Annotated in this window: 14 protein-coding genes; 5 read left to right on the top strand and 9 right to left on the bottom strand. The window is 46.1% G+C overall.

Going from position 1 to position 17,856, the window contains the following annotated elements:
- Nucleotides 1–139: 139 nt before the first annotated feature.
- Nucleotides 140–1,327 carry an aminotransferase-like domain-containing protein gene (locus ACZ45G_RS24110; protein ID WP_464173071.1) on the bottom strand — a complete coding sequence of 396 codons (1,188 nt, stop codon included), beginning with the start codon at nucleotides 1,325–1,327 and terminating at the stop codon, nucleotides 140–142.
- Between the two features lie 125 nt (nucleotides 1,328–1,452).
- Entirely contained in the window at nucleotides 1,453–1,560 is a 108-nt protein-coding gene (locus ACZ45G_RS24105; RefSeq protein WP_464180006.1) for a dual CXXC motif small (seleno)protein, read from the bottom strand.
- A gap of 211 nt (nucleotides 1,561–1,771) precedes the next feature.
- Between ACZ45G_RS24105 and gpt the strand changes: the two genes are divergently transcribed.
- Nucleotides 1,772–2,254, top strand: coding sequence for a xanthine phosphoribosyltransferase (gene gpt, locus ACZ45G_RS24100; RefSeq protein ID WP_464173070.1), 483 nt, complete (start codon nucleotides 1,772–1,774; stop codon nucleotides 2,252–2,254).
- Between the two features lie 95 nt (nucleotides 2,255–2,349).
- Here gpt and ACZ45G_RS24095 read toward each other — a convergent pair whose 3' ends face one another.
- The gene (locus ACZ45G_RS24095) at nucleotides 2,350–3,576 is read right to left on the bottom strand and encodes an argininosuccinate synthase (RefSeq protein ID WP_464173069.1); all 1,227 of its coding nucleotides are present in this window, start codon (nucleotides 3,574–3,576) and stop codon (nucleotides 2,350–2,352) included.
- A 187-nt stretch (nucleotides 3,577–3,763) separates the two neighbouring features.
- Between ACZ45G_RS24095 and ACZ45G_RS24090 the strand changes: the two genes are divergently transcribed.
- A complete protein-coding gene (locus ACZ45G_RS24090) occupies nucleotides 3,764–4,219 on the top strand; it encodes an arginine repressor (RefSeq protein WP_464173068.1) in 456 nt (151 codons plus the stop codon).
- Nucleotides 4,220–4,247: 28 nt separating this feature from the next.
- On the opposite strand, the gene ACZ45G_RS24085 is transcribed toward ACZ45G_RS24090, so the two are convergent.
- Nucleotides 4,248–5,867, bottom strand: a complete 1,620-nt coding sequence (locus tag ACZ45G_RS24085) for an N-acyl-D-amino-acid deacylase family protein (RefSeq protein ID WP_464173067.1) — start codon at nucleotides 5,865–5,867, stop codon at nucleotides 4,248–4,250.
- Nucleotides 5,868–6,168: 301 nt separating this feature from the next.
- On the opposite strand from ACZ45G_RS24085, the gene ACZ45G_RS24080 reads away from it, so the two are divergent.
- A complete protein-coding gene (locus tag ACZ45G_RS24080) occupies nucleotides 6,169–7,797 on the top strand; it encodes a SulP family inorganic anion transporter (protein WP_464173066.1) in 1,629 nt (542 codons plus the stop codon).
- Nucleotides 7,798–7,873: 76 nt separating this feature from the next.
- On the opposite strand, the gene ACZ45G_RS24075 is transcribed toward ACZ45G_RS24080, so the two are convergent.
- The 4 genes from ACZ45G_RS24075 to ACZ45G_RS24060 form a co-directional block, all read right to left on the bottom strand.
- Nucleotides 7,874–8,272, bottom strand: a complete 399-nt coding sequence (locus ACZ45G_RS24075) for a response regulator (RefSeq protein ID WP_464173065.1) — start codon at nucleotides 8,270–8,272, stop codon at nucleotides 7,874–7,876.
- The gene (locus ACZ45G_RS24070; protein WP_464173064.1) at nucleotides 8,269–11,148 is read right to left on the bottom strand and encodes a PAS domain-containing sensor histidine kinase; all 2,880 of its coding nucleotides are present in this window, start codon (nucleotides 11,146–11,148) and stop codon (nucleotides 8,269–8,271) included. Before ACZ45G_RS24070 ends, ACZ45G_RS24075 begins: the two co-directional genes overlap by 4 nt.
- Before the next feature lie 49 nt (nucleotides 11,149–11,197).
- Nucleotides 11,198–11,965, bottom strand: a complete 768-nt coding sequence (locus ACZ45G_RS24065) for a substrate-binding periplasmic protein (RefSeq protein WP_464173063.1) — start codon at nucleotides 11,963–11,965, stop codon at nucleotides 11,198–11,200.
- Between the two features lie 187 nt (nucleotides 11,966–12,152).
- Nucleotides 12,153–12,365: a hypothetical protein gene (locus tag ACZ45G_RS24060; protein ID WP_464173062.1), complete on the bottom strand. Its 213-nt coding sequence runs from the start codon at nucleotides 12,363–12,365 to the stop codon at nucleotides 12,153–12,155.
- A gap of 70 nt (nucleotides 12,366–12,435) precedes the next feature.
- On the opposite strand from ACZ45G_RS24060, the gene ACZ45G_RS24055 reads away from it, so the two are divergent.
- Nucleotides 12,436–13,257, top strand: a complete 822-nt coding sequence (locus ACZ45G_RS24055; protein WP_464173061.1) for an HD domain-containing protein — start codon at nucleotides 12,436–12,438, stop codon at nucleotides 13,255–13,257.
- Between the two features lie 8 nt (nucleotides 13,258–13,265).
- Here ACZ45G_RS24055 and ACZ45G_RS24050 read toward each other — a convergent pair whose 3' ends face one another.
- Nucleotides 13,266–14,300: a MaoC/PaaZ C-terminal domain-containing protein gene (locus ACZ45G_RS24050; protein ID WP_464173060.1), complete on the bottom strand. Its 1,035-nt coding sequence runs from the start codon at nucleotides 14,298–14,300 to the stop codon at nucleotides 13,266–13,268.
- Between the two features lie 382 nt (nucleotides 14,301–14,682).
- On the opposite strand from ACZ45G_RS24050, the gene ACZ45G_RS24045 reads away from it, so the two are divergent.
- Nucleotides 14,683–17,817, top strand: coding sequence for an NAD-glutamate dehydrogenase domain-containing protein (locus ACZ45G_RS24045; RefSeq protein WP_464173059.1), 3,135 nt, complete (start codon nucleotides 14,683–14,685; stop codon nucleotides 17,815–17,817).
- The last annotated feature ends 39 nt before the right edge of the window (nucleotides 17,818–17,856 follow it).

Here is a 17,856-nt window from a genome sequence, read left to right as displayed (position 1 = left end):
TCAATACCTGTGAATACCAGGCCTTCCACATGGAATACCGCAGGGAGAAGGTGATCGGGTTTAAACAATTTTTGACACAGCATCATCTTGAAGTGTATCTGCCCCCGGAATTGACCGCTTGATAGGGAAATGTTGACGCCTATCCTTGCATGCTGTGGATGGCTGATGCTAATTTTTCAACGGCTATTTTAATGGTGGGTTCATCGGCCATGGTATAGTTGAGCCGCATGGTTTCAAGACCTTCTTTTGGGTCGGTGTAAAAAAATTGCCCGGGCACAAATGCCACCCCGTTTTCAATGGCTTTGTCATAGAGGGACAGGGCTTTAAACCCCCTGGGTCCTGTTACCCACAAGAACATGCCGCCGTCGGAGGGGGCACAGGTGAACCCTTGTGGCAAAAATTGCTTCAATGCATCTTGCATGGCCTTTTGCCGGGGTTTATAAATGTCGATGATTCGGGGCAGATGGCTGGATAAATAACCCCCTTCCAGGTATTCTGCTGCCAGGGCCTGGTTAAAGGTGGAGGTGTGAAGATCCACCCCCTGTTTGACCAGGACCAGCCATTCCCGTATAAATTTGGGGGCGGCATAAAATCCAATGCGCAGTCCTGGGGCAAACACCTTGGACAGGGTGGAAATATAGACCACATGGTCGGGCGCCAGGGTTTTGATGGCAGGTACCGGGTCTCCCTTGTAGCGAAGGGCAGAATAGGGGTCATCTTCCACCAGCAGTACGTTGTATCGTTGGATGATGTCGGCAATATTTCTCCGCCGTTCAAGGGTCAGGGTCCGGCCTGTGGGGTTTTGAAAGGTGGGAACCAGGTAAATAAATTTGATGTCATGGGTTTGCAGGGTACGTTCCAGGGAGTCTGGAACCAGGCCTTCATCATCCATATCCATCCGGATATAGGAAGGTTCATAGGGGTTGAAGGCAGAAAGTGCCCCCAGATAGGTCGGGGCTTCCAGGGCAATTTTGTCCCCCTTTGATATGGTCAGTTTGGCAATGGCATCCAGTACTCCCTGGGAACCCGAGGTAATATTGACGGCATCCGGCGAGGCGTGGATTCCCCTTTGTTCAAGGAGAATGGATATTTGTTTCCTCAGGGGCAAAAATCCTTCGGTCAAATCATATTGAAAGGCGCTGGATTTGTATTTTTTTAACACCTTGTCGGTGAGTTCCCGGATAATGTCCATGGGGAAACTATCCGGAGAAGGGATGCCGCCTGCCAGGGAAATAATGCCGGGATTGGCGACCACTTTTAAAATTTCCCGGATGGCATTGGCCTGCATAAGATTTGTTCTGTCTGCCAAAAGATGTTGATAGTCCATTTGTTTCTCTCTTTTTTATAGGGTCATTTTTTTTATAAGTATAACAGGGCAAATAACAGATACAGATTATGGAAAAGCGACCATAACAGATCCCGAAAAACCAGATGCGGATCATAAAATACAGGCTATAATCGGTTTATGGGCACATTGGCAAGCTGTTCTTCAAGATATTCATCCATGAGATCTTTATAGTTTTCCAGGGCAAGTTCTTGGCCGCAGGACCTGCAGCTCAGTGTTACCTTGGTTCAGGTGTGCTTGATATAAAGCTTTCCATTGCAGTGGGGACAGTCTGTATTCAACTCATTCACAATATTTTTTCCTTAAGTCTCTTTTCTTTTGTCTATTTATAAAATAAATAGATACAATAAAACAATTGGATGAAAGGTCAACATAAACCTCACCACTCTATTAAAAGTAACCGAACACAGGAGAGATAACACCATTATGGATAAAAAAAAGGATCGGTACAAAAGAAGCTACCCTATCCCCTGGGATCAGCTTCATCGGGATGCAAAAGCATTGTCATGGCGGCTCCATGACCGGGGGACCCCGTGGAAAGGGATTGTTGCCGTCACCCGGGGGGGGCTTGTGCCGGCGGCCATCATTGCAAGGGAGCTTGGGATCCACCTCATTGATACGGTGTGTATCACAAGCTATGACTGGCAGAACCAGGGGGAACCCACCACCTTAAAAGGGATAGAAGGGGACGGAAGTGGCCTGCTTATTATTGATGACCTGGTGGATACGGGATCCACGGCAAAGGTGGTTCGACGCATGCTTCCCAAAGCCTATTTTGCAACGGTCTATGCAAAACCAGCTGGTAAGCCCCTTGTGGACGCCTTTGTAACCGAGGTCAGCCAGGATACATGGATTTTGTTCCCCTGGGATTCCGAAGCCCGGTTTGTTGAACCTATTGCCGGGAATTAACCGAGATTTGATTTACAAATAATGATTCACAAATAATGAAGGCCGTGGAGAAAAGTAATTTTTTCTCCACGGCCTTTTAAAAATGAATCTGTCGCTTATTTTTTGTCGATAATATTTCTGTGGGCCATGAGCCGGATTGCATTGATCCGGATGAACCCTTCTGCATCTTCCTGGTTGTAGCCGCCTTCAATATCCATTGAGGAAAGATCCTGATCATACAATGAGGAGGGGCTTGTCCTGGCAATGGGGTAGGCAACCCCTTTGTAAAGTTTGAGGGTAACTTCCCCGTCAATGACTTCCTGGCTCTTGTCCATGGCAGCCATGAGAAATTCCATCTCCGGGCTGAACCAGAATCCGTTGTAGACAAGTTCTGCATATTTTGCTGCCAGCATATCCCGGATCCGCATCACCTCCCGGTCCATGGCAATCCCTTCAATATCCATGTGGGCTTCATGGAGGATGGTGCCGCCGGGTGTTTCATAAACCCCCCGGGACTTGATGCCCACGAAACGGTTTTCAACCATGTCCAGGCGCCCGATACCATTTTCCTGGCCCAGCTGGTTCAAATATTCAAACAATTCCAATGCATCTGTTTTTACGGTATTGTCTTCCAGGTTGGTGACCTTTACAGGGATGCCATCCTTGAATTCAAGAATAATCCGGGTGGCTTTGTCCGGTGCATTTTCCGGGGAGACCGTTCGGGAATAGATGCTTTCATCGCACACATGGCCCGGATCTTCAAGGATACCGGCTTCATGGGAAATATGGAGGAGGTTGTCATCTTCGCTATAGGGCTTGGAGGCAGTCTGTTTGGTGGGGATCCCGTGTTTTTTTGCATAAGCCAGCAGATCGGTCCGGCCTTTGAAGGCGTTGAGGAAATCCTTGTTTTTCCAGGGGGCAATGACCTTGATCTGGGGATTTAAGGCATAATAGGACAGCTCGAATCTCACCTGGTCGTTCCCTTTTCCCGTGGCCCCATGGGAAACAAACTTTGCACCCACTTTCCGGGCAATCTCGATCTGGCGTTTGGCGATGATGGGCCGGGCAATGGCAGTACCCAGAAGATATCGGCCTTCATAGACGGTGTTGGCTTTGTATACGGGGAAAATATAATCCGTTACAAATTCTTTTCTCATGTCTTCGATAAATACCTGGGATGCGCCGATTTTCAGGGCTTTTTTTTCAGCCACATCAAAATCTTCTTCCTGGCCGATGTTGGCCATATAGGCAATAACGTCATATCCTTGTTCCAACAGCCATTTTAAAATAATGGATGTATCTAGTCCGCCTGAATAGGCCAGAACTACTTTTTCCTTTGACATACTATCTCCTTCGCTTTGATTTTTATAATATTTTTTATGGTTTCTGCATTTATATCATGACGCTATTAATGCAGAAAAATCTTGAAATAGTCAAGTGCTACTGTATAAAATGCGCATAAAGTTTGCATTCACGCATAAATATGATATAAAAACAGAAAATTTACATAAAAATACAAAGAAAATGAATATGACTATTTCTACTGAATTAAACAGCCTGCTCTCCCAGGGGATTTCCGGAAACCAGGCCCAGCTTGTCCAGGCCCTGGGAGAAAAGGGGATACGCACCACCCAGTCTTCTGTTTCCCGGGCATTAAAAAAGATAAATGCAATAAAAGGCCAGGATGAAAAGGGCAATGCCGTATATGCCCTGGCCCCGGCCGAAATAGGGCTTAAGGATACGGGTTTTTTTGATTCCCTGGTGAACAAAATAGCAGACAATGGATACCAGATTGTGATCCAAACCCGGCCAGGGACTGCCAATACCGTTGCCAAGTTCATTGATGACCACAGGTTTGATCAGGTCTTAGGATCTGTGGCCGGAGATGATACCATTATTATTGTTCCGGCAAACGTGGTAACCATTGGGCAAACTGTTCGGGAGATTACCGCCTATATGAAGCAGATCGGTATTTTTGCTGCATAGTGGTGTGAAGATGACTGCTACCCCGGGGTTAAATCACCAGGCCCGGACGGATAGTGGGATCCGCCCTCCCGTTTTTAACCACCTGTACCCCGTTGATGAAAACCGATTCCACCCCTGAAGGTCTGCGATCTGTGTTTTCAAGGGTGGTGTTGTCCCGGACCCTGTCCCAGTCGAGAATGTTGATATCCGAAGCCTTGCCTTCTTTTAAAATTCCTCTGTCCCTTATATTGAAGCGCCGGGCACTGGCGCCGGTCATTTTGTGGATCACCTGTTCGCAGGTGAGCAATTGTCTGTCCCGGGTCATTTCTATGAATTTGGGAAAACAGCCGTAGGCAGCAGGGTTCTGAAGCCCGTCCGGTTCGGCCCAGGCATCGGTCATAAATAAAGATGCCTTGTGTCGGATGAGTTCGTCAACAATTTTTGGGCTGGTATATCGATGCATCAGCACCCGGGCCGTTCCATGGCTCTGACGGATAAAATCCATATAATTTTTAAAGGGGCTCACCTTTCTTGCCTTGGCAATATCCGATAAGAACATGCCGTTGAACTGGTTAAACGGGCCGTGTACGGCCGATGCAATCTGGATATCTTTAAATCCGAATCCCAGCAGACGAAAGGAGAGGGCTGCCAGAAGCCTGACCTTGAAAATCAAGGTTTTGTCGGTATAGCTTGCCGGTGCTTTTGCCATGAACCAGTCCGGCAGGAGTACCGTGATAATGGAGGCACCGCAATGATAGGCATAGGTGTCGAGCATAAGATCCACCCCGTCTGTTATGGCCCGGTCGATGAGGGCCATTGCCCGGTCAAAGGTTTTCCAGGTTTTTGTCCCTACAAAAATAAGGTGGGACAGCTGAAGCCGTACCCCAGTTTCCCGGGCCAGGTTGAGCATCTCTTCTAAGGCGATTAAATTATGGGCTTTACCGAACGGCATCACAGGATAGGTAGCGGATATGGATGAATAGGCTTTTTGGTGGACGGTCAGGATTTTAGCGTTTCTTTTTACCAGGTCTGCGATTTGTTTGATCTCTTCTTTTTGGGCAAAAATGCCCGGGGCATATTGAAATCCGAATGAGACTCCTTTTGCCCCCTCATCCATTGCTTTTTCCAGCAGATACAGCACCTCTTTCATCTGTTCGGGCGTCAAAGGAGCCGGGTTTCCGCCGCAAACCGATGCCCGTATGGTGCCGTGGCCTGCCAGGGTGGAAAGGTTGTGGGTGATCCCCTTTGTTTTAAGATGGGCCCCATATTCAGCCATGGAGGCCCATTCAAGCCTTGGGGTGCCGGTCTTAAAAAGATTGTTCTCTTCGATGTATTCTTTAAAGGAAGAGTCCTGTTTCAGCCCGGCAGCGCTGAATCCGCAATTGCCCCCCACAAAGGTGGTGATGCCCTGCTCGGTAAAGGGGGTGGTCAGTTCCGGGCGGGCCGCATTGGGCAAAAACCAGTCATTGTGGGAATGCATGTCAATGAACCCCGGGGTAATGGTTTTATGGGTGCAGTCAATGACCTGTGAAGGCCCTGGGATTTCCTGCCTGGAAACAGCTGCAATGGTTTTTCCCCGGATAAGAAGGTTTCCCTTGAACCCCTTTGAACCGGATCCGTCAATAATAAAGCCATTCTTTAATAAAATCGGTTTTGGGTCAGAAGTCATGATTGTGTTCCTTATTCTGCGGTTTTAACAATTCATGGGAAAAGGCAGCGTTCTCTGTCGGACCATGGTGTATCCGTATCAATATCACACGGTCGAGTACCTCATCAACCAGCGGTGCTTTTATTTTCATGGGAATACCCTTCAAGTTAAAATCTTTTACCTTGCTTTTCTCGGGCAGACCTTATACATAATACGACTTTTTTCCCAACTAAAAAATGAAATTTCTTCCACGGGCATGGCTTTCCATAAGAGGGCCATGCCTGTTGTTATTGCGTCATTATGAAAAGGCAAAGCCGTATTTATGTTTGAATTGATCAAGAAGAGAACCAAGAATGTTAAAAACGATATCACATCGGGCATCACCGTCGCCCTGGCCCTGGTCCCCGAGGCCGTTGCGTTTTCATTTGTGGCCGGGTTGGATCCCCTGGTGGGGCTGTATGCCGCCTTCATGGTCGGTCTTATTACCTCCCTGTTTGGTGGTCGCCCAGGAATGATTTCCGGCGCCACCGGAGCCCTTGCCGTGGTGATGGTCTCCCTGGTAAGCGAGGGAAACGCCATGGGCCTTGCCATGCCCCAGCCCGTTTCAAATATGGGGGTGCAATACCTTTTTGTCACGGTGATTCTCATGGGCATTTTCCAGGCCATTGCCGGCGGCCTTAAGCTGGGTAAGTTTATCCGCCTGGTTCCCCATCCGGTGATGCTGGGATTTGTTAACGGCCTTGCCATTGTGATTTTTTTGTCCCAGCTGGATATGTTCAAAACCGTTAGAACCGGTGTGTCCCACTGGTTGGCGGGACCAGAGCTTTTCACCATGGCAGGTTTGGTGATCACCACCATGATGATCATGGTTTTGCTTCCCAAGATTACCCGGAAAATTCCCGCAGCCCTCACGGCCATCCTGGTCGTCACCGGAGTGACCCTGGCGTTTAATCTGGAGGTTGCCACCGTGGGATCTTTTATCAGAGATGGGGGTGGAGAAGGTTTAAAGGGCGGTCTTCCTGTGTTCCAATCACAATTGTTTTCCCTGATTCCATGGAACTTTGCGACTCTGAAATTTATTTTTCCTTATGCTTTTATCCTGGCTGGTATCGGTATCATTGAATCTTTGCTCACCCTGAACCTGATAGATGAGATTACTCAAACCCGGGGCAACAGCAATAAAGAGTGTGTGGCCCAGGGCATGGCCAACATTGTCACTGCCCTGTTCGGGGGGATGGGGGGATGCGCCATGATCGGCCAGTCCATCATCAATGTGAATTCTGGCGGCAGGGGAAGGCTTTCCGGTGTTGTGGCGGCCCTGTCCCTTCTGGGGTTCATCCTTTTCGGGTCCGCCATCATCGAGCAGGTTCCCATTGCAGCCCTTACCGGCATCATGTTCATGGTGGTCATCGGAACCTTTGCCTGGTCCAGCCTCAGGATAATGCACAAGATTCCCAAATCAGACGCCCTGGTTCTGGTCAGTGTATCGGTTCTTACGGTGACCTTTGACCTGGCCGTGGCCGTATTTGTCGGCATCATCATGTCCGCCCTGGTCTTCTCTTGGGAAAATGCTTTGAGAATCAGGGCCCGGAAAAGAATCAAACCCGACGGCACAAAGGTTTACGAAATTTGGGGTCCGCTTTTTTTCGGGTCCACCCAGATGTTTGTGTCCAAATTTGACGTGAAGGGGGACCCGGAAAACGTAGAGATCGATTTCATGGAATCCAGGGTGTCGGATTATTCGGGGATTGAAGCCATTTCAGGGGTTGTGGAGAAGTATGAAAAACAAGGGAAACACATTGCCCTCAAACATTTGAGTTCCGATTGTATAAAGTTGTTGAACCGGTCAGATAAAAAATACCGGGCCATTATTATCGAAGAAATCGATGATCCCCGATATTACGTGGTGGCCGACCCCAACAGCTTTCATGCAAGTCTGTCCAACCCATGATCAAAACAAAAAAGCCCCATGGCAAGATCCGGCTATTAGAGTTTGTGGCCATTTTTAACGCATTGTTCATGAAATTTCATCTGTATTTATCAGACAATAATTTCGTAATTTCGTTTTCCAGTTCATGGGGATCTGTCACTGGTTTTGCAAATATATGGTCGGCCACGCAAGGTAATCCAAGGAGATCTTCAGAGGCCTTATATTCAGGTGAGCCTGTGCAAATTATAAAAACCATTTCAGGATATCGTTCAGATGCCTTTCGAATAAAGGTTTCACCATCCATGCCCCCCATACGGATATCTACAACAGCCGCATCACAAGTTTCTTTCCCAAGGAGGTCAAGGGCCCTTTCTCCGCTTTCAGCAGATAGAACCTGCCATTCACGATCTTCAAAAAAGTCAAAAAAACTTTGCCTGACATGAAGCTCATCATCGACAATCAGTATTTTAACAGAACTATGATCTATATTCATCATTTTTTTCCATTCCCTTCCAAAGGTAACCGAATAATGAATGTTGAGCCTTTGCCTAATGTTGAAACCACCTCCATGGTTCCGCCATGGTTTTGTGTAATGATAAAATAGGAAACGGATAGACCAAGACCGGTACCCACTCCCACGGGTTTTGTCGTAAAAAAAGGTTCGAAAACCCGGGACTGGGTCGCCTCGTCCATGCCGGGGCCGTTATCTTCAATTTCCATTTTCAGCATACGGTTTTCCTTTTCAACTGAAAGTCTTAGTATAAAACAGGGGTGAACATCCTTTGCAGCATCTTCCGCTTGCATTGCCTGGGCACCGTTACGAAGAATATTCAACAGCACCTGCTGAATTTTTGCCCCCTCACAGGGAAACATGGGAAGATTCTCTTGGTATTCCTTAACGATTTTGATGGTTTTAAAATCGTATTGTTTTTTTAAATCGTAATCTGTGGATGCAAGTTCAATGATCTGATCCAGAAGCTGAACTGGATGATGGCTTGAAATGACCGCATCCGTTTTCCTGGCAAAGCTGAGCATATTATCAACAATTTCTGCCACCCGCTGGCCAGACTCATTGATGGCCTGAATCATCCTCAGAATACTTCTTTTCTCCATGAAGGCGTTGATATGATCCATGGATACACCAATGGCCTCTGCTGCAAGGATGTTGGCGGGCATGTCAAGGTTGCAAAGCCTTGATTTCATGACATTGGCAGTTTGTATCATTCCTGCTAGCGGATTGTTAATCTCATGGGCCATACCCGCAGCAAGGCCTCCAACTGACAACATTTTTTCTGACTGCACCATCATTTCTTCCAGCCGGACCTGTTCTGTCACATCATCAATCCGGATAACGGCACCATCAACACCATTGGTCACCAACGGATAGATAATAATATTCTCATACCGTGTTTGATCCGTTTCTTGCCTGGCCTGGCGTAGATCAGAACATACCTGCCGCATATCGATGGCCTGCTTGACCCGCGCAAGTTCATTGGAAAGAATCGGAAATGCTTTTTCAAGGGGCTGTCCCTTTGCGGATTCCAGGGAAACCCCTGTGATTTGCTGTGCTTTTTGGTTCCATTGGGTTATACGGCCCTCCCTGTCTACCCCAATCAGCACCGAGGGCATGGAGTCGATGATATTTTCCAGATAATTGCGTAGATTTCGGATCTCCTCTTCAGCCTGTTTACGATCCGTAATATCCTGATAGGTTCCTAATATGCCGATGATATTCTGCTGTTCATCCCTCATCGGTACCTTGCTTGTCATAAGCCATCTTGTTTGGCCATCTGGTCTGTTCTGGGGTTCTTCATAGGAGAGTTTTGATTTTCCTGAATTCATCACGTCAATATCATCCTGGTGGAATAATTCTGCCTGTTTTACAAATGCAAGATCATGATCTGTTTTTCCAATCAAATCATCGGGTGAAGGCAGTCCTGCATCTTGGGCAAACGCTTTGTTGGCACCTAAATAGATGCATTTTGTATCTTTCCAGAACACCCGAACCGGAATGCTGTTGAGAACAAGTTTTAATATCCGATGGGTTTTTAATTGTGATTGTTCTGCTTCTATTCGCTCGGTAATGTCCAGTAATATGCCGTGATAATGGGTGATATCTCCTGCCTCATTTCTTTTGATATAAGTTCGGTCATCTACCCATCGGATTTCCCCGGATTTTGTAACGACACGGTAAGGCTTATGAATGAAATTTTCACAATTTTTTTCAATACTATACTGGAGAATCTCCTGTTTAACTCTTGCTAAATCATCGGGGAAAATGATTTGGTCATAACGGATGGTATTGCTTAATAATTCATCAGGATGATATCCAAATACGGTTTCAATATTTTCGGTCACAACCTCGACCGGCCAGCCGGGTTCATTCTTCCAGGTAAAGGCCACCAAAGGGCTGCTGTTGACAATTGCATAGGCATCATCCCGGGCTTTTTCCAAAAGTTTACGGTCATTGATATCTGAGTGGGTACCGATGAAACGCGTGGGTTTTTTATTTTTATCACGGGCCGCTATTTTTCCTTTTGCCAGTATCCATTGGTAGTTACCATTTTTATTTGAGAATCTGAATTCCTGATGATAGGTGTCAACTTCACCGGAAAGACAGTCGTCTATTGCAGATTTTATCCGAACCACATCATCTGCATGAATTCTTTTTTCCCATTCTTCAAAGGAATCTTGAAACTCATGGGTTTCATATCCAACCATGGCGTAATAGCGGGCATCAAAATGAACAATGTCATTTTCTAAATCCCAATCCCAGATCCCGTCATTGGCACCTGCTAATGCCATTTCAAGTCGTTCTTCACTCTGCCGCAGGCGGTGCTCACTCTCCTTGAGATCTGCGGTCCGTTCAACAACCCTGTCTTCAAGCGTTGTTTTTGCCACCATCAGCTTGAGAAAAAACCAGATCGCAGTCAAAACTAAAATTAGACAAAGGAAAATATAAAAATATAAAAATACGGCTCTATTTTGCCAGTCCACGCTGACTTTTCCAATACTCGTTTGGTTATAAAATATATTTTTTTCCAAATGGTACACAGGTAAAAGGCCAACACGGGATAAAATGTCTTCTGCTGTCTTTTCATGGGGGGGGTCTATGGCAGTAAATTTAATACCGGAATCATCAATTACGGATACACGTTTATAGTGATTTGATTTCGCCGCCAGTGTCAGGTATCCAATGGGTGTGTTTTTTTCATATCGCCAAAGGGCGTCCGCTATGACAATTGCATGTGCTTCAAGCGCAAGCTCAGCCTTGTGAAGAGTTGATTTCTGGTAATATAAAACAAAGGAAAGAAACATCGCTACAAGAATCGTCAAAATAATCGTGAATGTAAGTCCATCATTTTTTTTCATTAAAAAATCCGTTGTTTTTAAATGTGAGGTCCGGGGGACATCCCTTGATTTAATAATATTTTCGAATAATTTTTTTTATCGATCCATCGTCCAGCATTTTTTTTATAATACCATTAAATTCGACAAGAATATGTTTATACCCGGATTGCTTATTGATCAGCAGGTGAAACGGCATGGATTCGAGAGATACGCGGGTTTCAACAATCTTATTTGCCATGCCATCTTTTTTGAGGACGGCTTTTACCCCAACCGGCCATTCAATGACAAGGTCTCCTCTTCTTGCGGCCAGCATCTTCCAGACATTATGAACTTCGCTTGTTTCAAAAAAGGGAATACCAAGGGTGGTGATATTGTTTTTGTGCCACCCGTTGCCGCTGTAAGTGATAACCGTATAGCCTCCTCTTTTGATATCCGATAGGGAGCCAATCCTTTGTATCGCGTTCATTCGTTTATGACCTTTATAGGTGAATATTTTTAATTCTTTTACGAAAAAGGGAGCCGGGTGAGTATCGCAATATGCAAGCCTTTGTGCTGTGGGAACTGTTATCATCGCATCTAACTTACCCGATCGAACCTGGTTTTGACATCTTTTCCATGGCATTTGAAACCATTCGGTATGGATGCCCATACGATTTTCCATGGCTTCCATAAGAATTTCGTAGAAAAATCCTTCTATCTTCTCATCTTTGGCCTTTGCAAAAAACGGATAAAATTCCGGATATGCTATTGTCAATGCACTTTGGGAGATGGCATATATTGGAAATATAAATACAAACAGGATGGCAAAAATAATAATTTTCGACCTCGGGCGGATCATCTTCAATTTCCTTGTGGAATTCGTTCAATTTTTTTTATTGCATGTTCACGCGCGTTTCAGCAAAATTAAATGGTATTTTTACGTTTTGTCAGCAAAACCATCTATCCAATAGTAATAACCGCAATTGATAAGAATCTCAATGTAAAACAAAATTTTTGATATTTTTAATGAATAAATAAATTATTTTTTAGCTGACGGTCGTTTTTAATCCGGTGCCTTTTTCCAGGCGCATGTTAAAATTGATGACCGGGATGAGATCCATGTGGGCGGAGTAACTTTTAACATAGGCAAATCCCAGTTCTTCCCAGTTCTTCCCAGTTCTTCCCAGTTCTTCCCAGTTCGCCACAGGTGCTTGACAAGGCGGTGCCCCGGCGATAGACTCTGGCCGTCTTAAGGTCACATACCATTGTGCCGGCAATGTTGTGACTTACGCAGAAAAGCCGGGAATTGTAAAGGAGTCGGGCGAGAAGATGACAGATAAGGATTACAAGGCATTGGCGGTTTTTTTCGATGATTACACCACAGGTTTTATCACTCGGGCAGTTAATGCCCATCCCCATGTGACAAAAAAAGAACATACGGTTCGGGTGGTTGAAAACATCGTTTTTCTGGGAGAAAAGCTGGGGCTTTCCCCTCAACAGATGTTATTGGCAAAGGCTGCGGCCCTGCTCCATGATATCGGGCGGTTCAGTCAATTTGAGACCTATGGCACCTTTTTGGATGCGGCGTCAAAAAATCACGGGGCACTAGGGGTGGGAGTGATTCGGGAACACGGGCTTCTGGAATCCTGGCCAATTCGAGAAAAAAAACAGATTGTCCGGGCCATTGCACTTCACAATGCCTATCACCTGCCTCCGGGAATAGATAGGGATACCCTTTTTTTGACCCGATTATTGCGGGACGCAGACAAGTTGGATATTTTTCATGTGGTCACTCAAAATTATCTTAGACTAGATCCTGGTGAAAACGGGTATCTTACCCACAATCTCCCGGATGACGGCCTGATTTCCAAGCGCCTTTTTGACCGGGTTCTAAACAAGGAATTAATTGACAGTCATCAGGTTCACTCGGTCAATGATTTGAAATTGCTCCAGATCAGCTGGGTGTTTGACCTGAATTTTAAGGCAGCTGTGGAACGGGTGAACCGCTGTGATTTTATTTCCCTGATCATTTCCACCATGCCAAATTCAGAGCGCCGGACCTTCCTGATGGCGTTTATGAAGGCCCATGTGGCCAAAAAAATGGAAGAATGCGGGACACAGGCAAGCGTTCTTAACGGCCGATCAGAGTAGGTGAGATTTTATTGTTTAAGGTTAAGGGCAAATTGTCCCTTGAGGTGGGGGAGGCCTCTTTTTGTATCCCGGAGTTCAAAATTGATTCGGGTTTCATTGGATTCTCTTTCCAGGGCGGGGTTTTCTCCGGGCATGGTCTCGGCCGGTTCATGGCCCAGGGTAATGACGGCCGGCATGAATATGGGAAGCTTGAAGGCGGCATCCGCCCTGATGGGGTAGTGGGCTCCAAATTCTTTTTCCATGCTTGCAATGACCCGGGCAAGGCTCCACATGCCGTGGGCAATGGGCTGTTTAAACCCGATCATTTTGGCGGTAAATCCATATAGATGATGGGGGTTGTAATCTCCTGAAACATTGGCATATTTTAAGCCTGTATTTCGGGGCACAAAGATGGACTCTTTTATTCCAAGGAATCTTTCTTCTACTCGTTCATATCTTTTCTTTTTGGGCGGCTTGTTTTTACTTCGGGTAAAAAAAGTGGATATCCCTTTCCAGACAATTTCTTTGTTCGAAATAACCGTGAGTAAAAATTGAGAGTGAATCCCTTTTTTAGTTTTGGTGATCCCATGGAGTCGGCAGGATAAGTTCAGGATTTCATCTGTTGTCACGGCTCTCGTCTGTTCAAATGATTGGCCGACCTGGATCAGGCCCATGGGATTGATGGGGAAATGGGGCGTGGTGATAAATTTCCCCAAAAGACCGATAAACAAGGTTTGGAGATAAGTTGCGGGGATGGTGGTGTTAGGATCAATTTTACCCGGTTCAATGTTACTGGGTTCAATGTTATTGGGTTTAATGTTACTGGGACTTGCAAAGCCGCAGACATTTTTGTAGCGAAGGATTTTTTTTGCATCTGGTTTCAGGTTATTGCGCACAACCCGCACCTTTGAAATACGGGTGTCATCATCAAGAGTAGACGGCCGGATCATGGACAAAAAAAAGAGGTTTAAAAACAGGGTGGCAACGGGGGGATTTTTTTTGAGTTCCACAAGCGTTTCAGGGCCTGTTAATTCAAATTGGACAGGGGTTTCGACAATATCCATATATTAGTTTCCTTTAATTTATAATAAAGAAAGCTATCCTATCTTTGTTTGTTTTTGAAGTCAATATTTGGGGGTGAAATGAACAATAAATATAGGCGGTTAACACTTTTGTCCCCGGAGGAAACCAATTGCTTCCAAGATAAGGATATTTTTATATTGACCAACCATAATCAAGGGTATAAGAGCAAGAACTACATTGAAAAATAAAAGGGATTTAGTGTTTTTGAAATTTTTTAAACTATATTTAATTAAATTATTGTAACCTGACGATGGAAAATGTTAATTTACTTCGTATCTCATAGTGTGACATTTGTTGCCGTTGTCCGGCGACGGGATTCGTATCCATTATTTAAAAAACGATTGCCCCAAAATAGGAGATTCAATGGAAATCCAAACTGATAGTTCTCTTCTGGTTTCACCCGGTGCTTATATCATCAATAAAGCCCAGAGTGTGAAACTTAACCCAAGTATTCTATACGAAGCTGTTATTGATCTGTCTTCCGAAGGATTGGTGACGGCCAATTGCATCAATAAGGCTGCCGGGATTCTTCTCAATGACCTGGGCCTTCCCGATTATTTTTTTGAAACCATCACCAAGGAATCCTTGAAACACATCCTGGCATCCATTGCCAAAAGCATTAAACTTGCCGATGGCAAAGTCATGCTAAATTCATGGGTGGCGGACATCGATTTTGACCTGGCCCAGGGCAGTCAGATTCAGCGGGTCAGAATTGCCACCAAAGAGACCCGGGATCGCATGGAATCAGTTTTGAATACCCAGCTTGCCGGACATCGCCGTGATTATTATTATAATCCTGAAAGTGAATACTATACCTATATTTTCCGGCCTGAGACGGTGGCAGAGTTCAGCGCCGCCGATTTTTCAGATTCCCGGTTCCTGTTCCACCTGAACCTGGATTACAAAGATACCCCCCGCCTGACCCGGAATCGGTATGAAAAATTTTTAGGAGAGTGTTCCACAGCTGTTATCCCCCTGATTGAGGTGTTCAATCTCTCGGATATCGGGGAAATTCGTTTCATGTTCAATTCTGATTTTGAACGGCCCCAGCTGCAGGTGCTGAGAAAATTATTTGCCAACCATGGGCTGGTGATTACCCGGGCCTATTGGGAACCCTATTATACCCCATCCGGGGTTGTTTCCTCTATTTGTTCCCTCTATGTCCAGGGGGAATTGTCCCGGAAAATGGAAACCGCCCTGGTGGATGATCTGCGGTCCTATTTAAGTCTCGCTGTCAGCCCGGCCACACTGCTCTATGTGGAAGAAAAATTAAGCTTTAATGAAATGCTGTTTGCCGTCAATGCCATCGATTTTACCCATATGTTTATCTTTAAAGAACGGGGAACCCATACCGACCGGGATATCATGGAGAGTCTGGCAAATATGGACCATAAGGAGGCCTTCTCCGCACGGATCCACGAGTCCAACAAATTTACCTATGTGTCCAGGATCATTATGGATACGGCAGTTGCCAATCCGGACCTGATTTCTTTCCTCTACGGGCTGTTTGAACAAAAATTTAACCCGGATACCCCATTTGACCTGACTCCGGAGAATCTGGAGAAAAAACAGAAGGAATTTTTCCGGATGCTGGCCATTCGGTTTATGGATTTCCCCCTGGGTCATGATATTTTTGCCTTTATGTTTAAACTTATTCCCGCAACCTTTAAAACCAATTTCTATAAACCCGAAAAACGCTCCTTTTCCTTTAGGATGGACAACCGGATTTTGGATCCTCTGGTGTTTAAACAATTTGTATACGGAATTTTCTTTGTCAACGGTCATTATGCCTGCGGGACCCATTTGCGGGCCGACGATATTGCCCGGGGCGGGTTGCGCCTGATCCGGGTATCACCCACCAACCATGCCATGGAACTGGACAATGCCCTGTTGCTTAATTATGCTCTGGGGCCAAAAGCCCAGCGCCTCAAACACAAGGATATTTGTGAAAGCGGTTCAAAGGGAGTGGTGGTGCCCCATACCCTTTATGCCCGTTACAGCATGGATGCCCTGTATGACTACACCGAAGGGATTATGGATCTCATGCTCCCCGATGCCAGGGTCATTGATTATTATGGACGCCCTGAAATGGTATTTTTCGGTCCGGATGAGGGAACAGCGCCTTTGATGGATGCCGTGTCTCTTCGGGCAAAACAGAGGGGATATCAATATTGGCGGACCATTACCACGGGTAAGAGTTTTGGCATTCCCCATGATACCTATGGTATCTTAAAGAACGGCGATCTATTCGGGTTGATTGAACGGGGCGATACGAAAACCGAACTTGCGATCAACGGAGATACCAAGGTTGTGACCGCAGACATGGAAGAAATCTATGGTCATATCGGCGGAGAAATTGAAACCAGCGGCATGACCACCACCGGTGTCATGGGGGCCTTTAGAACCCTCATCGCCCATTATGAATGCAAAGAAGAAGAGCTGAACCTGATGATGACCGGCGGCCCTGACGGAGATTTGGGCTGTAACGAGATCCAGTGCTACAGGGGCAAAATCTGTCTGATAATTGACGGGGGCTCCATCCTTTTTGATCCCGACGGCCTGGATAAAAAGGAACTCATGAAGATCGGATTCATGCGCCACACCTCTCCCCGGATGAATTCTTTAGGATATCCAAAGGGTAAATTGGGTAAAAACGGATTTCAGGTGCTGCTACGGGGCAAGAACATCACCCTGCCCGACGGCACCTTTGTGGAAGACGGGGCTGTTTTCCATAGAAATTTTCTTACGGACCCTGATAATAGACGGTATATTGAAAAGGCCGATATTAAGGCCTTTATTCCCTGCGGCGGGTTCAAGGATACCATCAACCATGGGAATGTGAGGCAATTTACCGCCCAGTTCAAAGAACTGCAATTTATTGTGGAAGGGGCCAATGTCTTTTTTGATGATACGGCCCGGCGGTATATTGCGGCCTCCACCAAGATTCGTCAGATCAAGGATACCACTGCCAACAAGGGCGGGGTTTTTTCCTCTGCCGTGGCAGAAGTGCTCACGGCCTTTTTGCTCGAAGACAGCTATGATAAGCACCTGTTGGAAGACAAGGTCACACGCTGGGCATTGATCCGGGATATCATGATGCAGGTCTTAAGCTATGCCGGTGCTGAAACCGATATGCTCATCAAAATTCATGAGCAGGATCCTACCGTCCCCTTGTTTGCCCTTTCCGAAAAAACCAGTGAACAGATTTTTGCCTTTCAAACGGTTGTCGGGGAAAATATTGAGAACCTGCTGGCAGATGAGGATCTGCTGTGGAAGGTATTGGAAACCTATATTCCCGGAATATTGGTGAAAACCCTGGGGCGTGACGCCATTTTGAAGATCCTGAATTCTGAACCGCTGCTGGCCTATCGAAATGCGATTATTACCAAGAAGCTGTCTTCAATTGCCTTCTATCAGCACGGCCTGGACTGGGATGATTATGTGGCTGGCGCTCAATCGGATTTTATCGGAACGGTCTCAGCCTTGTTTGCAAAATAACCGGCATGGCCAGGAGCACAGGTATTTGCTCCTGGCCAT

This window comes from Desulfoconvexum algidum, from assembly GCF_055382125.1.
The sequence above is the reverse complement of the archived record's forward strand: the minus strand, read 5'-3'. Positions and strand labels throughout refer to the sequence as shown.

Coding starts and splice junctions, on each gene's coding strand:
- ACZ45G_RS24110 (WP_464173071.1), bottom strand. CDS start 1,327: ATGGACTATCAACATCTTTTGGCAGACAGAACAAATCTTATGCAGGCC.
- gpt (WP_464173070.1), top strand. CDS start 1,772: ATGGATAAAAAAAAGGATCGGTACAAAAGAAGCTACCCTATCCCCTGG.
- ACZ45G_RS24095 (WP_464173069.1), bottom strand. CDS start 3,576: ATGTCAAAGGAAAAAGTAGTTCTGGCCTATTCAGGCGGACTAGATACA.
- ACZ45G_RS24090 (WP_464173068.1), top strand. CDS start 3,764: ATGACTATTTCTACTGAATTAAACAGCCTGCTCTCCCAGGGGATTTCC.
- ACZ45G_RS24085 (WP_464173067.1), bottom strand. CDS start 5,867: ATGACTTCTGACCCAAAACCGATTTTATTAAAGAATGGCTTTATTATT.
- ACZ45G_RS24080 (WP_464173066.1), top strand. CDS start 6,169: ATGTTTGAATTGATCAAGAAGAGAACCAAGAATGTTAAAAACGATATC.
- ACZ45G_RS24075 (WP_464173065.1), bottom strand. CDS start 8,272: ATGATGAATATAGATCATAGTTCTGTTAAAATACTGATTGTCGATGAT.
- ACZ45G_RS24070 (WP_464173064.1), bottom strand. CDS start 11,148: ATGAAAAAAAATGATGGACTTACATTCACGATTATTTTGACGATTCTT.
- ACZ45G_RS24065 (WP_464173063.1), bottom strand. CDS start 11,965: ATGATCCGCCCGAGGTCGAAAATTATTATTTTTGCCATCCTGTTTGTA.
- ACZ45G_RS24055 (WP_464173061.1), top strand. CDS start 12,436: ATGACAGATAAGGATTACAAGGCATTGGCGGTTTTTTTCGATGATTAC.
- ACZ45G_RS24050 (WP_464173060.1), bottom strand. CDS start 14,300: ATGGATATTGTCGAAACCCCTGTCCAATTTGAATTAACAGGCCCTGAA.
- ACZ45G_RS24045 (WP_464173059.1), top strand. CDS start 14,683: ATGGAAATCCAAACTGATAGTTCTCTTCTGGTTTCACCCGGTGCTTAT.